Here is a 13,084-nt window from a genome sequence, read left to right as displayed (position 1 = left end):
GTGGACACGCTTCGCGTTGCCCACCTTACAGCTGGATACTGCTGTCGAGATTCTTCATCGGGTGGGTCGGGGCGCGTAGCTGACGCTTTTCTTATCCACCAGTACGGCAGTGCCCGGTAGCGGGCATCGAGCTGGATGAGCACTCATGCCAGCGGCAAATCCCCGCTACCTGATCATAACCCTGCGTCATACCGCCGACCGCTTGAGACGATCGAGCAGCCGATCCGGCAACAGTCGGTTAAGCACACGAAATAGCTTGGCCGGTACCGTCACCGGATAGCGGATACGTGGGGTACGGCACTCCAGCGCCTGCAGTACCACATTGGCCACCGCCTCGGCAGGCAGGGTGTACTTGACCGCCGCACCTTCCCTGGCCAGGCGTTCCTGCATCTGGGCATAGGCAGAAACATGGGCGCCGCGCTCGGTATCGACGTGTTTGCGCAATGCCAGCAGGCTGTTGGCGCGAAACCGCGCGATGATCGGCCCTGGCTCGATCAGCACCGCATCGATGCCACTGCCGTGCAGCTCGAGGCGCAGGGTATCGACCAACCCTTCGATGGCAAACTTGGACGCGTTGTAGGCGCCACGCAAAGGCAATGCGGCGTAGCCCAACACCGAGCTGTTGAACAACACACGACCATGCCCTTGCCTGCGCATGATTGGCAACACGGCGGCCGTCAGCTCCACCGGACCGAAGACATTGGCCTCGAACTGCTCGCGCCAGGCCTCGCGCGGCACATCCTCGATGGCACCCGGCTGGCCATAGCCGCCGTTGTTGAACAAGGCATCGAGCCCGCCGCCAGTCTGCTCCAGCACCCATGCCAGCGCGCGCTGGATACTGGCGGAGTCGTTCAGGTCGAGTTGCACCGCAGCAAATCCATCCCCCTGCAAACGCGCGACATCCTCGGGCTGGCGCGCCGATGCGAACACCTGCCAGCCTGCAGTCCGACAGGCGAGCGCCGTGGCGTAACCAATGCCGGTCGAACAACCGGTGATCAGAATCGAACGGGATGTCGACGTCATGCACCGCTCCTTGGCGATGGGGAATGGAACGGCGCGAAGTGCGGATACGCCCTCATTCGCGCCACAGGCTCAACTGATTTCGCGGCGAAACGGCGGCAGGGCATTGAGGATTGCCTTGCCATAGCGCTGGGTGACCACACGGCGATCGAGCAAGGTAATGATGCCGCGATCCTCTTCGGTGCGCAGCAGCCGCCCACAGGCCTGCACCAGGCGCAGGGAAGCATCAGGCACGGCGATTTCCATGAACGGATTGCCGCCACGCGCTTCGATCCACTCCGCTAGCGCCGCTTCCACCGGATCATCCGGGACGGCAAAGGGAATCTTGGCGATCACCACGTGCTCGCAATAGGCGCCGGGCAAATCCACACCTTCGGCAAAGCTGGCCAGCCCGAACAGCACGCTCTCCTCGCCACTGTCGACGCGCGCCTTGTGCTTGTTCAGGGTCTCCTGCTTGGACAGATTGCCCTGAATGAACACACGCTTGCGCCAGTCACGATCCACGCCATCGAACACGTCCTGCATCTGCTTGCGCGAGGAAAACAGCACCAGGGTGCCGCGCGAGCCCTCGACCAGACCGGCCAGCTCACGCACGATAGCGGCGGTGTGCGCAGCAGCATCGCGTGGATCGGCCTTGAGATCCGGCACCCGCAACACACCGGCATCGGCATGATGAAAGGGGCTGGGCACCACTGCCGTGACCGCCGCCCTGGGCAACCCGGCGCGCATGCGGTAACGATCGAAACTGTTCAAGGCCGTCAGCGTCGCCGACGTCACCAATGCGCCATAGGCGACGTTCCACAGGTTACGCCGCAAGGTCTCGGCCGCCAGGATCGGACTGGCGTTGACCTCGATGTCGAACGCCGCGCCGCTGTCGGCCAGCGTCAGCCAGCGGGCCATCGGCGGGCTGTCTTCCGGGTCCTCGGTGGTGAAGGCGGTCCACAATTCCCAGTTGCCCTGGGCACGCGCCAGCAGGCTGCCGAACAGCGGGTACCATTCTTCGGCCTGATGACTGGCAATGCCCACGGCGCCCTCGCCGTCCATCGCTTCCTTGAGCAGCTCGGTCAGGCGGGTGAATACATCGGTCAGGCGCGAGAAGCCCTTCTTCAGCTCGATACCCAGCTCGCGCAAGTGCTCCGGCACCAGGCCACCGACGAAACGATGCTGGGGGCGTTCACGGCCCTGCATGTCTTCACTGGCGGTAAAGTCCGCCAATTGCTCGCAGGCACTGAACATGAACTGCTGCTGCGTGCGCAGCTCGCGGGCCATTTCCGGCACCTGTTCGATCAGCCGCCCCAGATCGCCGGGCAGCGGGTTCTGCGCCAGCAGCTTGGTCAGGTTCTTTTCCACCTGGCCGAGCCAGTCGGCAGTGCTGCGCAGGCGAGTGAAATGGGCAAAGTGGCCGATGGCCTTGTCCGGCAGGTGATGGCCCTCGTCGAACACGTAGAGGGTTTCACGTGGGTCCGGTAGTACCGCGCCGCCCCCCAGGGCCAAGTCGGCGAGCACCATGTCGTGGTTGGTAACGATCACATCGACCTTGCCCATGCCTTCGCGGGCCTTGTAGAAGGCGCACTGGCCGAAGTTGGGACAATGGCGGTTGGTGCACTGGCTATGGTCGGTGGTCAGACGGCTCCACTGGGCATCGTCGAGTTCTTCCGGCCAACTGTCGCGATCACCGTCCCAGCGGTTGCCGGCGAGTTTCTCGATCATGCCGGTGAACAGTTTCTGGCTGCTCTCGTCGACATCGATGTGGAAGCCTTCCTCGGCGAACATCTGCGCGGTGGAGCCCTGCGCTTCACCCTCCTGCAACAGCATGTCCAGCTTGGACAGGCACAGGTAGCGACCACGTCCCTTGGCCAGCGCAAAGCTGAAAGCGAGGCCGCTGTTGCGCATCAGGTCCGGCAGGTCCTTATGCACGATTTGCTCCTGCAGCGCGACGGTCGCGGTGGCGATCACCAGGCGCTTACCGGCAGCCTTGGCGATAGGAATCGACGCCAGCGCATAGGCCACCGTCTTGCCAGTACCGGTGCCAGCCTCGACCGCCACCACGGCAGGCTCGCCGTCGCGCTGGCCTTCATCATTGTGTTTGATGGTGCCGAGAACCTTGGCGATCTCGGCAATCATCAAACGCTGGCCATAGCGGGCCTTGAGGCTCTTGGACTCGAGAAAACGGCTGTAAGCGCCCTGGATCTGGGACTTGATTTCGGAACTGAGCATGAGGGCTGAAGACTGGATAAATTTTCAGTAGTTTACCGACAGGTCACCCCCTGGCGCCATCTTTAGCGCGCCCAGTGACCTGTCCGTTGATCCATCTGCCTGGCGTAGACAGATGCGCAACGCAGGGTAAACTTCGCGCCCTCGGCCCGACTGCCTCAGAACCTGTTCACGATCTTCTGGATTAGAGCCAGACAAGGGCTAGACGCCCCCGCAAAAACGCCCGAGGAACGTACTGGGCCCGCACTCGGGTTTAGGAGTGATAAATGAGCACTCCGTCAGGAACGCCCAGTCCGGGCTGGCGATCCAGGACGTTTTCAACGCCGTATGGCCGCGAGCCAGGAGATCGGGAACAGGTTCTCAGGCGCTGAAACCCCACAGGAGAATCTGATGACCGCTTTCGCCGCCGTGTATGCCCTGCACTTGCTCGCCGCCCTGATCTGGGTCGGTGGCATGTTCTTCGCCTGGATGATCCTGCGCCCTGCAGCCGTGACCAGCCTCGAGGCGCCTGCACGCCTGACACTGTGGACAGAAGTGTTTCGCCGCTTTTTCCATTGGGTATGGGTGGCCGTGCTGGTATTGCCAATCACCGGCTTCGGCCTGCTGCACCTGCGTTTCAGCGGGTTCGAGACCGCGCCACGCTATGTGCACATCATGATCGGCCTGTACCTGGCCATGCTGGCGTTGTTCATCCGGGTGCAAGTACTGCAGTTGCCGAAACTGCGCCAAGCCGTGCAGGCGCAGGACTGGCCAGCGGGTGGCGAGGCGCTGGGGCGCATTCGTCGACTGGTAGGCCTCAATCTGCTGCTCGGCCTGGCCCTGGTTGCCATTGCAGCGGCGCGCCCGATGTTCTGACAAAGCTGCCGGTTGCTGGGGCGTGTGTTGGTGCGCTCGGCGCACCCTGCGTGAGCACAAGGCATCAATCGTCAGCAAAAGAAACGGGGCCTTGTCGGCCCCGTTTCTTTTTTCCAGCGAATAATGCGATTGCCTAGCGGTGAACCTGAATCTCCACGCGGCGGTTCTGCGCACGGCCATCGGCGGTCGCGTTGTCAGCAATCGGGCGGCTTTCGCCAGCACCCGACACCGAAACCACGTTGCCCCTGGCTACACCTTTCTCCACCAGGTAATCCATCACGGAAACCGCACGACGCTCCGACAACTTCAGGTTATAGGCATCGCTGCCCACACTATCGGTGTGCCCTGTGATGGTCAGTTGGGCATTCGGTGCTTCGTTGGTCAGGCGACTGGCCACGGTATCGAGCCGAGCTTTATCGCCAGCGGTCAGCCGCGCAGAGTCGAATTCGAAGAGGATACCGCTGACGACGATGACTTCGTCTTCCTCGACCACCACGACTTCTTCGACCACTTCAGCCACTACAGGCGGGCAGCCATCAGCATCGACTTGTACGCCGCGTGGTGTGCCCGGGCATTTGTCTCGGCTGTCGGGAACGCCGTCGCCATCCTCGTCACCATCGCCATGAACCCAGCAATAACCAGCGGCCAGACCGCCGCCGAGCAATGCCCCGTAACCTGCCCAGGACGAGCTCTCGATCGCCCCCAATGCTGCACCACCAACACCGCCGACCGCCGCACAGGTTGGCCAGTCGGTCTTCTGCAGGCCGGCACAGCCGGTCAAGACACTGGTCAACAGGATCATGGGTAATGCTGTCCTCATTATGCTCATATGCAACTCTCCTGTAGGGATCGGCTGGAACCGACACTCTAGGCAGTAAAGACTGCACAGTTGGAATACGCCAGCACTAGGCCTGACGCGGCCAGCACGCTAGGCTTTAGCCATTGCCCGAGGTATTTCAATGAGCGCCGCCCCTTCCCAACGTACACCGCAACAAGCGCTGGCCGCCCTGCTTGACCATCACCTGCCGCAGCAGTTGCTGCTGGTCGGTGCCAGCAGCCTGCCCGCTGTAGATGCTTTCATTGCCGCCCACCCGGATGTGCAACTGGCCCATAGCGATGCCGGTGCCTTGCCCAGCGAGCTGGCCGCCAAGCGCTTCGACCTAGCGCTGATCGTCGACTGCCTCGAACACCTGCCCAAGCGCACGGCACTGGAGTTGCTCGGCGGTATCCGCAACCTCAATGCCAGCCGCATCGCCGTACTGGTCGACCTGCAGGCCTGCGACTGGCGGGAAACCGACTTCTACTCCCTGGCCCTGCAAGCCAGCGAAACATTCCGCCGTGATGAACAGACACTGACGCTGTTCACCTACGACCTGCGTGATTACAAACAGGTACCGGACTGGCTGAACGCCAAGTTCTGGGCCAACCCGGAAAATTTTGGCAAGTACTGGTGGTGACCTCATGAATCAGGCCTGTCCCTGCGGCAGCGGGATGCAACTGGACGCCTGCTGCGCGCACTACCATGCGGGCACTCCGGCACCGAGCGCACCAACCCTGATGCGCTCACGCTACAGCGCCTATGTGCTGGGCAATATCGATTACCTGGTCGCAACCACGCTGCCAGCCCAGCAGGCAGGGCTGGACCGCGCAGCCATAAGCGCCTGGAGCCTGGGCAGCACCTGGCTCGGTCTGGACGTGGAGAGTGACGAACTGATCGGTGCCCTGCCCGAACATGCCTTCGTCACGTTTACCGCACGCTGGCACGACGAAACTGGTGAGCACAGCCACCGCGAACGCTCGGCATTCGTGCAGAACGCCGGGCGTTGGTACTTCATCGACCCCACCGTGCCCCTGAAAGCCGGACGCAATGATCCGTGCCCCTGCGGCAGCGGCCAGAAGATGAAGAAGTGTTGCGCTGCCTATCTATGAACTGAACGCGCCACCACCCGGTGACGCATGGCTGTAACCAGCCAATACAGTGGTTACTCAGGTGCACGCAGCCTATGCGGCCACGCGCGCCCCGTGCTTATTGCAACTTGAGGTGTGAAGTATCCGGCGCTGGTGCGGCAGGCGCCTGCTTGATCTGGCCCATGTCGCTGCCCACAGGTGCCAGGCTGAACTGGGACAGGTCCACCGGTGGCGGCGCTGCATCTGGCTTGGCATCCTGAAGATCGACGCCCACCGGGGCAATCCCGAAGTCTGGGGCTTCCACATCCACGAAAGCCGCCATGTACTCATCACGTGGAATGACTTTCGACGAAGCCCCCTTCAGCGCAGTATCCGGCGGCGAAGCAACCAACGCGGGGCTGGCCACAGGCACCGCTGCAGTCGCAGTCGCAGTCGCAGTCGCAGATGGTGGAGCGTCTGCCACCGGTAGATCGAGCGCACGGACAATAGCCACGGCGCCGGCACGCTCCAGCGTAGTCCTGTACTTCTCTGCCCCGGCCTGATCCAGGTTGGTCTTGATCACGATACGCCGACCGGAAAACAACAACGCAATGCGCTGCGCATCCGCCTGGAACAAGCGCGCCAGATTCGCCTTGACCTGCTCAGATTCGGCGCCCGCCACCAGCTGCCCGGCAAAGGCGATCTCATAGAGGCTCATGACCACACTCCTGTTTGGTTAACTCGGCCTGCTTCTGTTTCGCTCGTAAGCCCTGTGCTGCACAAGAATCGTGCTTCAGTACAAGACGAGGGAAACGGAGCGCACCCTGGCAGTATGACCCAGGTCTTTTTCTCATAACACCATGTGGTCGGCAGTTGTCAGTTGTTACACTGGGTCATTCATCGGAGTAATGAAATGCTTTACCAGGCGCGAACGATACGAATTATCGCCCTGACGATAGGGCTCGGTCTGCTGGCCAGCCTTGCAGGATGCTCCACCTGGTTTACCAGTGAGTTCCAGGACCCGGAAGTCCGCCTCGTCAAGGTCGATGTGATCAAGGCCAGACTGCTTGAGCAGCAGTTCATGCTGCGTTTCCGTATCGATAACCCCAACGCCTCGAGCCTGCCGGTACGTGGCCTGGTCTATAGCGTGACCCTGGACGGCATACCACTGGCCGAAGGCGAATCGAGCAACTGGTTCACCGTCGAGGCCCATGGGCACCAGACGTTCGAAGTGCCGGTACGCACCAACCTCTGGCGCCACATCAAAGATATCGTTCGCGCCTTGGAAAACCCGGACGAGGCGATCCGCTACAGTTTCCAGGGACAGGTCAAAACCGGCCTGCTGTTCGGTCGCAGCGTGCACCTTGTGCGCAATGGCGAGATAATACCCGGCGACTACATCCCAGAGTGATTCACCGATGAACCAGCAACCCCACGTCCACGGCCCAGACTGCAACCACGATCACGACCATGATCATCACCACGATCACGGCCATGTGCACGGCCCGAACTGCGGCCACGCCCACCAGGAGCCGGTGCGCAACCCGCTGAAAGAAGTCGGGCGCAACGACCCTTGCCCCTGTGGCAGCGCCAAGAAATTCAAGAAGTGCCACGGCGCCTGAGCCGTCCTGTCTCAGGCAGGTCATCCGCACCTGCCTGAACGCCCCTACCGCCCGTTCTCACCGCCCTCTACAATCGCCCATTGATTTCCCTCCTACTCCCATCAGGAGCCGGCCCATGGGTTCGCGCTTTTTCCGCCGTTCGTTTTTCGTTGCTGCCGCCACTGCCCTGCTCAGCGGCACCTTCCTGACCGGCTGCCAGTCCTTCCTCAACAGCCGCTATGCCGATAGCGTGCCGCCAGACCAAGGCATTGTGCGCATGCAGGGGCTCGCCCAGAGCGTGGTGGTACGGCGCAACTCGCTGGGCATGCCGCTGATCGAGACGTCGACCTTTCACGATGCCCTGTTCGCCCTGGGCTACGTGCACGCCAGTGACCGTATCAGCCAGATGGTTGGCATGCGCCTGCTGGCCGAAGGGCGCCTCGCGGAAATGAGCGGCCCCGGCGTGCTGGAAATCGACCGATTCATGCGTACCGTCAACCTGCGCAAGAGCGCGGATGTTCTGTACAAGAACGCGTCACCGCGCATGAAACAGTTCTTCGAGGTCTACGCGCGCGGCGTCAACGCCTACCTGTTCCGCTACAAGGACAAGCTGCCGATGGACCTGGCAGCCTCGGGCTACCGCCCACCCTACTGGAAGCCGGAAGACTCGGTGTTGGTGTTCTGCCTGCTGAACTTCGGCCTGTCGGTCAACCTGAAGGAAGAGCTCGCCGCCCTGACCCTCGCCGACAAGGTCGGCAGCGACAAGCTCGCCTGGCTGCTGCCCACCTACCCGGACGAACCCCTGCCCTTCGACGAGGCGGAAAAGCTGCGTGGCCTGAAGCTGACGGGGCAAATCCCCGGCCTGGCCGCCATCGACCGTGCCGCCAGCCAGGTGCAGGACCTGAACATGCTCGGCATCGCCGCCTCGAACAACTGGGCCATCGCGCCGCAGCGCAGCCGCAGCGGCAAGAGCCTGCTGGCCAACGACACGCACCTGCCGCTATCGATGCCCTCAATCTGGAACTTCGTGCAGATCCGCTCGCCGAAATTCCAGGCGGCCGGGGTCTCCATCGCCGGGGTTCCCGCCGTGGTCGCCGGCTTCAACGGTAAAGTCGCCTGGGGCATGACCATGGTCATGGGCGATAACCAGGATCTGTTCCTCGAACAGGTCAAACGACAGAACAACCGGCTCTACTACCTGGCTGACGGCAAATGGCAGCCCGCCCTTGAGCGCCAGGAAACCTTCTTCATCAAGGGGCAGCGTCCGATTCGCGAAACCGTCTACGAGACCCGCCACGGCCCGCTGCTGAACTCGGTGCTGGGCGAACGCAAGCACCCGCTGCAACCGCTGCCTCTCACCAGTGGCTATGGCCTGGCCTTGCAGACCGCGCAATTCGAGAGCGACCGGACCCTGGATGCCTTCTTCGACCTGTCCCGCGCACAGTCGGTCGACCAGGCATTCGAGGCCACTCGCGAGATTCGCGCCATCGCCCTGAACATGGTCTTTGCCGATGCCCAGCACATTGCCTGGCAGGTCACCGGTCGCTTCCCCAACCGCAAACAGGGCCTGGGCCTGATCCCCTCTCCCGGCTGGGATGGCGCTTATGACTGGGACGGCTACGCCGACCCGATGCTCCACCCCTATGACCAGGACCCGCAACAAGGCTGGCTGGGCACCGCCAACCAGCGCACCGTACCACGCGGCTATGGCATGCAACTGTCCAACTCCTGGTTCTACCCGGAGCGTGCCGAACGCATCGCGCAACTGGCCGGCGCGGGCAAGCACGACATGCGAAGCATGATCGCCATGCAATACGACCAGACCACGCCTTTCGTCGCGAAACTCCAGGCGATGTTCGAAGCGCCCGGCATGGCCCAGCCGCTGCAGAAGGCCATCGATGCCCTGCCCGCGGATCAACGCGGCAAAGCCCGCGAAGCCTATAGCCGCCTGATGGCTTTCGACGGCCGCATGAGCGCGACCTCGGCCGATGCTGCGCTGTACAGTGCCTTCCTCTACGAAAGCGCGCGGCAGACCTTCCTCGACAAACTCGGCCCTGAGGATGGTCCAGCCTGGAAGGCTTTCGTCGATATCGCCAATGACTCCTACTCGGCGCAAGCCGACCACCTGCTCGGCCGCGAAGACAGTCCGTTCTGGAATGACACCCGCACCGCGCAACAGGAAGACAAGCCGGCCATTCTCGCCCGTAGCCTGGCCGCTTCGGTGAGCCTGCTAGAGGCGCGTCTCGGTGCCGACCGCAAGGGCTGGCAGTGGGGCAAGCTGCACACCTACACCTGGACCAGCGATGCCACGAAGATGGCGCCCTACCTGAGTGCCAGCGAGCGCAGCAGCATCAACGCGATCAGTTCCTACCTCAACCGCGGGCCGTACCCGGCTGGTGGCGACCATGGCACGTTGAACGTGGCGGCCTATAACTGGGGCAAGGATTTCGACACCTGGCTGATCCCGGCCATGCGCATCATCGTCGACTTCGGCCGCGAGGAACCGATGATCGGCCTCAACAGCTCCGGTCAGTCTGGCAACCCGGCCAGTCCACACTATGCCGATGGCATCAACGCGTGGCTCAAGGCAGGCTACCTGACGTTCCCCTTCCAGCAGCAGAACATCGACAAGGTCTATGGCACACGGCGCCTGTTGTTGACGCCTGGCAAGTAGATCCTCCATCAGGGCGCCAACAGGCGCCCTGCGTCTTTTCAGACCATCGGTTCGATCCGCTCTTAAAGGCCTTGTCTAAGTGCCATGAGATATATAGACGCGCCTGCAAATCCTCAAACAGTTTAAAAACAGCCCTTTACGCACGCTTTATCGCACTACACTTCAAAACGAGCGGCTAAGCCCGCTCCGGGTAGGGTGTTTTGGCTCCAGCAACATAAGAGCCCGTAATCCAAGAACAACCGGTACCAGCCCTGCCAGCATCCTTCGCGAGGAGCTTATGGGTATTGCCGCCAGCGAACTGCGTGAGTACGTCATCCGCCCTACCCTGCTGTACCTGGGGCGCCACTCCTCCACGGCTGAAGTCTTGTTGCTCAGTATCGCCGCCTGCCAGTCCTCCTTTGGCGAAGCGCTGCACGGACAGGAAGACAGCTACGGTCTCTACCGTATCAGCGGCGACGCGCACAAACGTCTCTGGGACGAACACCTGGCGCTGGATCCGAACCTCGCCAGCCAGGTTCGCGGGCTGGCCAGCCAGCATGCCTTCCTTGCCGCGCCACATGTCGAGCTGACCGTCAATCTGCGCTATGCCACCGCCATTGCCTGGATGCTCATCGAAGCGCATTCGGTGGAACTTCCAGACAGCGATGACATCCATCGACTAGCTCGGATCTGGCGGCGTGTGTTCCAGCCAAAGGGTCACTTGAGCGATTTCATTCAAGCCTGGCCACGCTGTCTTCCCGACTGCCATCACGCCGCCTGAATGCCGCAAAAACACATGACCAACCAGTCAACTAATCACCTCGGACGCTGTTCGTCTGAAATCCTGAAATAGCTGTTCTAGAGCGGTTGGCAAGCCCTCTTTAAATCGCTAACTTGCCGCCCCCATTCTGCCGTACGAGAGTATTTGCGCATGAACAATCATTGGCTAAAAACCTCCCTCGCCCTGATCATCACCACCGCCTCCGCTCACAGTTTCGGCTCCGGTTTCGCTCTCAACGAGCAAAGCGTCAGTGGAATGGGGACCTCCTTCGCCGGTCGCGCCTCCTCGGCCGACGACGCCACCACCCTGTTTGGCAACCCGGCCGGGATGTCGCGCCTGAAACGCGACGAAGTCAGCGTCGGTGCCGCCGCCATTTACGCCAGGACCGACATCAAGCACGCCAGTGGCAGCACGGCCGGCAGCAACGATGGTGACATGGTCCCGGTAACAGGCGTACCGATGGGCTACTACGTCAAACCCATCGATGAGAACTGGGCCTTCGGTATTGGCGTCTACGCCCCATTCGGCCTGGTCACCGACTATGAGAAAGGTTTCCAGGGCCGCAACTACGGGGACTACAGCAAGGTTTCGGTGGTCAGCCTGCAGCCCACCATCAGCTATCGTTTCAACGATCAGTTGTCCGTCGGTTTCGGCCCGACCATCAACCGCATCGACGGCACGTTGAAAAGCGCAGTTGCCTCGCCAGCGCCACAACTGGACCCACAGGAAAGCCGGGTAAAGATCGAGGGCGATGACACCGCCTTTGGCTTCAATGCCGGGGTGCTCTACGAGTTCACGCCACAAACGCGCGCGGGCCTGGTGTACCACTCCAAGGTCAAATACAAGCTGGAAGGCGATACCAAGATTTCCGGCGGCAACGCCTTGCTCGGCGGGATCGACGCCTACGGCAAATACGATGCTTCGCTGGACCTGACCACACCGGAATCCGTCGACGTCTCCATCACCCATGAGCTGGATGACCGCTGGACGGTCTACGCCGGTAGCACCTGGACCCGCTGGAGCCGCCTCAAATCCATCGTGGTGGAAAACGACGGCGTGCCGGCAGGCCTTGCGGCTGCCAACTTCGGCACCATCGGCGAAGAACAGAACTGGCACGACACCTGGGCCTATGCACTCGGCGCCGCCTACAAGCTGAACCAGCAATGGACCCTGCGCACCGGCCTGGCCTTCGACCAGAGCCCGACCAACAATACCGACCGCTCGCCGCGCATTCCTACCGGTGACCGTACCGCCATCAGCGTTGGCGCCGCCTGGAGCCCTACCGCCGATATCACCGTTGACCTGGCCTACTCCTACCTGTGGGAAGAAGACACCAAGATCAACCACAACGACCCGGGCAAAGGCAGCTACAGCTCCACCTACGAGAACAGCGCACACGGCCTGGGCGCACAGCTGAGCTATCGTTTCTGAACAACACGCAGGTATGAAAAAGCCGGGCCAATGCCCGGCTTTTTTGTGAGTGCAGACTTAGGGCATCAAGGCTGGCTGGCAATCGCCTGCTCGACCGCCTTGATCAGCTCAGGATCATCCGGCTTGGTCATGCTGGAGAAGCTGGCAATCACCTTGCCGTCGCGACCCACCACGTACTTGTAGAAGTTCCAGCGTGGCGCACTGCTTTGCGCGGCCAGCTCACGGAACAACGGTATCGCATCGGAACCACGCACGGGCTGAGGCTCGCTCATGGCAAAGGTCACGCCGTAATTGATGTAACACACGGTCGCCGTTTCGCTGCTGTCACTGGCTTCCTGTTTGAAGTCATTGGACGGTACGCCCAGCACTTCCAGACCTTGCTCCTTGTAACGCTGGTACAGCGCTTCGAGCCCTTTGAACTGCGGTGCGAAGCCGCAATGGCTGGCGGTATTGACCACCACCAGCGGCTTACCGGCAAAGCGCTCGCACAGGTTGATCTGCTCCTTGGAGCGCAGTTGCTGCAACTCACCCTGCAACAGCGGCGGACAATCAGCCGCCATCAGCTGCGAGGCAAACAGACCTGCCAGGAGACTCAAGGACAGACGCGTGAACATGGCACCACCTTTCTTCAATTCGATCAGG

At 61.8% G+C, this 13,084-nt stretch carries 13 protein-coding genes; 8 read left to right on the top strand and 5 right to left on the bottom strand.

Annotation, left to right across the window (positions count from 1 at the left end; translation table 11 throughout):
• Positions 1-186: 186 nt before the first annotated feature.
• Both ACWPW0_RS07245 and dinG read right to left on the bottom strand, forming a co-directional pair.
• Positions 187-1,023: an SDR family NAD(P)-dependent oxidoreductase gene (locus ACWPW0_RS07245; protein ID WP_454254880.1), complete on the bottom strand. Its 837-nt coding sequence runs from the start codon at positions 1,021-1,023 to the stop codon at positions 187-189.
• A 69-nt stretch (positions 1,024-1,092) separates the two neighbouring features.
• Positions 1,093-3,237, bottom strand: coding sequence for an ATP-dependent DNA helicase DinG (gene dinG / locus ACWPW0_RS07240; protein ID WP_454254879.1), 2,145 nt, complete (start codon positions 3,235-3,237; stop codon positions 1,093-1,095).
• A 387-nt stretch (positions 3,238-3,624) separates the two neighbouring features.
• Between dinG and ACWPW0_RS07235 the strand changes: the two genes are divergently transcribed.
• The gene (locus ACWPW0_RS07235; RefSeq protein WP_454254878.1) at positions 3,625-4,089 is read left to right on the top strand and encodes a CopD family protein; all 465 of its coding nucleotides are present in this window, start codon (positions 3,625-3,627) and stop codon (positions 4,087-4,089) included.
• Positions 4,090-4,222: 133 nt separating this feature from the next.
• Here the strand turns inward: ACWPW0_RS07235 and ACWPW0_RS07230 are convergent, their stop codons facing one another.
• Complete coding sequence (locus tag ACWPW0_RS07230; protein ID WP_454254877.1) at positions 4,223-4,918, bottom strand: OmpA family protein; 696 nt, start codon at positions 4,916-4,918, stop codon at positions 4,223-4,225.
• Positions 4,919-5,048: 130 nt separating this feature from the next.
• Between ACWPW0_RS07230 and ACWPW0_RS07225 the strand changes: the two genes are divergently transcribed.
• Together ACWPW0_RS07225 and ACWPW0_RS07220 are read left to right on the top strand one after the other, a co-directional pair.
• Positions 5,049-5,546: a DUF6231 family protein gene (locus ACWPW0_RS07225; RefSeq protein ID WP_447590491.1), complete on the top strand. Its 498-nt coding sequence runs from the start codon at positions 5,049-5,051 to the stop codon at positions 5,544-5,546.
• Between the two features lie 4 nt (positions 5,547-5,550).
• Positions 5,551-6,018, top strand: coding sequence for a YchJ family protein (locus ACWPW0_RS07220; protein ID WP_447590490.1), 468 nt, complete (start codon positions 5,551-5,553; stop codon positions 6,016-6,018).
• A gap of 97 nt (positions 6,019-6,115) precedes the next feature.
• Here ACWPW0_RS07220 and ACWPW0_RS07215 read toward each other — a convergent pair whose 3' ends face one another.
• Positions 6,116-6,694: a hypothetical protein gene (locus tag ACWPW0_RS07215; RefSeq protein ID WP_454254876.1), complete on the bottom strand. Its 579-nt coding sequence runs from the start codon at positions 6,692-6,694 to the stop codon at positions 6,116-6,118.
• 195 nt (positions 6,695-6,889) lie between these two features.
• Between ACWPW0_RS07215 and ACWPW0_RS07210 the strand changes: the two genes are divergently transcribed.
• The 5 genes from ACWPW0_RS07210 to ACWPW0_RS07190 all read left to right on the top strand — a co-directional run bounded on the left by ACWPW0_RS07210 (position 6,890) and on the right by ACWPW0_RS07190 (position 12,442).
• Positions 6,890-7,387, top strand: coding sequence for an LEA type 2 family protein (locus ACWPW0_RS07210; RefSeq protein ID WP_454254875.1), 498 nt, complete (start codon positions 6,890-6,892; stop codon positions 7,385-7,387).
• Between the two features lie 7 nt (positions 7,388-7,394).
• Positions 7,395-7,598, top strand: coding sequence for an SEC-C metal-binding domain-containing protein (locus ACWPW0_RS07205; RefSeq protein ID WP_454254874.1), 204 nt, complete (start codon positions 7,395-7,397; stop codon positions 7,596-7,598).
• Positions 7,599-7,713: 115 nt separating this feature from the next.
• Positions 7,714-10,251, top strand: a complete 2,538-nt coding sequence (locus tag ACWPW0_RS07200) for a penicillin acylase family protein (RefSeq protein WP_454254873.1) — start codon at positions 7,714-7,716, stop codon at positions 10,249-10,251.
• A 277-nt stretch (positions 10,252-10,528) separates the two neighbouring features.
• Positions 10,529-11,011 (top strand): hypothetical protein, encoded by a 483-nt coding sequence (locus ACWPW0_RS07195; RefSeq protein WP_447590481.1) that lies wholly within the window; start codon positions 10,529-10,531, stop codon positions 11,009-11,011.
• 150 nt (positions 11,012-11,161) lie between these two features.
• Positions 11,162-12,442: an OmpP1/FadL family transporter gene (locus ACWPW0_RS07190; protein WP_447590479.1), complete on the top strand. Its 1,281-nt coding sequence runs from the start codon at positions 11,162-11,164 to the stop codon at positions 12,440-12,442.
• Between the two features lie 65 nt (positions 12,443-12,507).
• Here the strand turns inward: ACWPW0_RS07190 and ACWPW0_RS07185 are convergent, their stop codons facing one another.
• Positions 12,508-13,056 carry a glutathione peroxidase gene (locus ACWPW0_RS07185; RefSeq protein ID WP_454254872.1) on the bottom strand — a complete coding sequence of 183 codons (549 nt, stop codon included), beginning with the start codon at positions 13,054-13,056 and terminating at the stop codon, positions 12,508-12,510.
• Between the last annotated feature and the right edge of the window lie 28 nt (positions 13,057-13,084).

The organism is Pseudomonas sp. Marseille-Q8238 (genome assembly GCF_965111915.1).
This window is presented reverse-complemented; position numbering and strand designations above follow the sequence as displayed.

Excerpts from the sequence above, each read along its gene's own strand:
- ACWPW0_RS07185 (WP_454254872.1), bottom strand. The coding sequence starts at position 13,056 with ATGTTCACGCGTCTGTCCTTGAGTCTCCTGGCAGGTCTGTTTGCCTCG.
- ACWPW0_RS07195 (WP_447590481.1), top strand. The coding sequence starts at position 10,529 with ATGGGTATTGCCGCCAGCGAACTGCGTGAGTACGTCATCCGCCCTACC.
- ACWPW0_RS07225 (WP_447590491.1), top strand. The coding sequence starts at position 5,049 with ATGAGCGCCGCCCCTTCCCAACGTACACCGCAACAAGCGCTGGCCGCC.
- ACWPW0_RS07190 (WP_447590479.1), top strand. The coding sequence starts at position 11,162 with ATGAACAATCATTGGCTAAAAACCTCCCTCGCCCTGATCATCACCACC.
- ACWPW0_RS07220 (WP_447590490.1), top strand. The coding sequence starts at position 5,551 with ATGAATCAGGCCTGTCCCTGCGGCAGCGGGATGCAACTGGACGCCTGC.
- dinG (WP_454254879.1), bottom strand. The coding sequence starts at position 3,237 with ATGCTCAGTTCCGAAATCAAGTCCCAGATCCAGGGCGCTTACAGCCGT.
- ACWPW0_RS07245 (WP_454254880.1), bottom strand. The coding sequence starts at position 1,023 with ATGACGTCGACATCCCGTTCGATTCTGATCACCGGTTGTTCGACCGGC.
- ACWPW0_RS07205 (WP_454254874.1), top strand. The coding sequence starts at position 7,395 with ATGAACCAGCAACCCCACGTCCACGGCCCAGACTGCAACCACGATCAC.
- ACWPW0_RS07210 (WP_454254875.1), top strand. The coding sequence starts at position 6,890 with ATGCTTTACCAGGCGCGAACGATACGAATTATCGCCCTGACGATAGGG.
- ACWPW0_RS07235 (WP_454254878.1), top strand. The coding sequence starts at position 3,625 with ATGACCGCTTTCGCCGCCGTGTATGCCCTGCACTTGCTCGCCGCCCTG.
- ACWPW0_RS07200 (WP_454254873.1), top strand. The coding sequence starts at position 7,714 with ATGGGTTCGCGCTTTTTCCGCCGTTCGTTTTTCGTTGCTGCCGCCACT.
- ACWPW0_RS07230 (WP_454254877.1), bottom strand. The coding sequence starts at position 4,918 with ATGAGCATAATGAGGACAGCATTACCCATGATCCTGTTGACCAGTGTC.
- ACWPW0_RS07215 (WP_454254876.1), bottom strand. The coding sequence starts at position 6,694 with ATGAGCCTCTATGAGATCGCCTTTGCCGGGCAGCTGGTGGCGGGCGCC.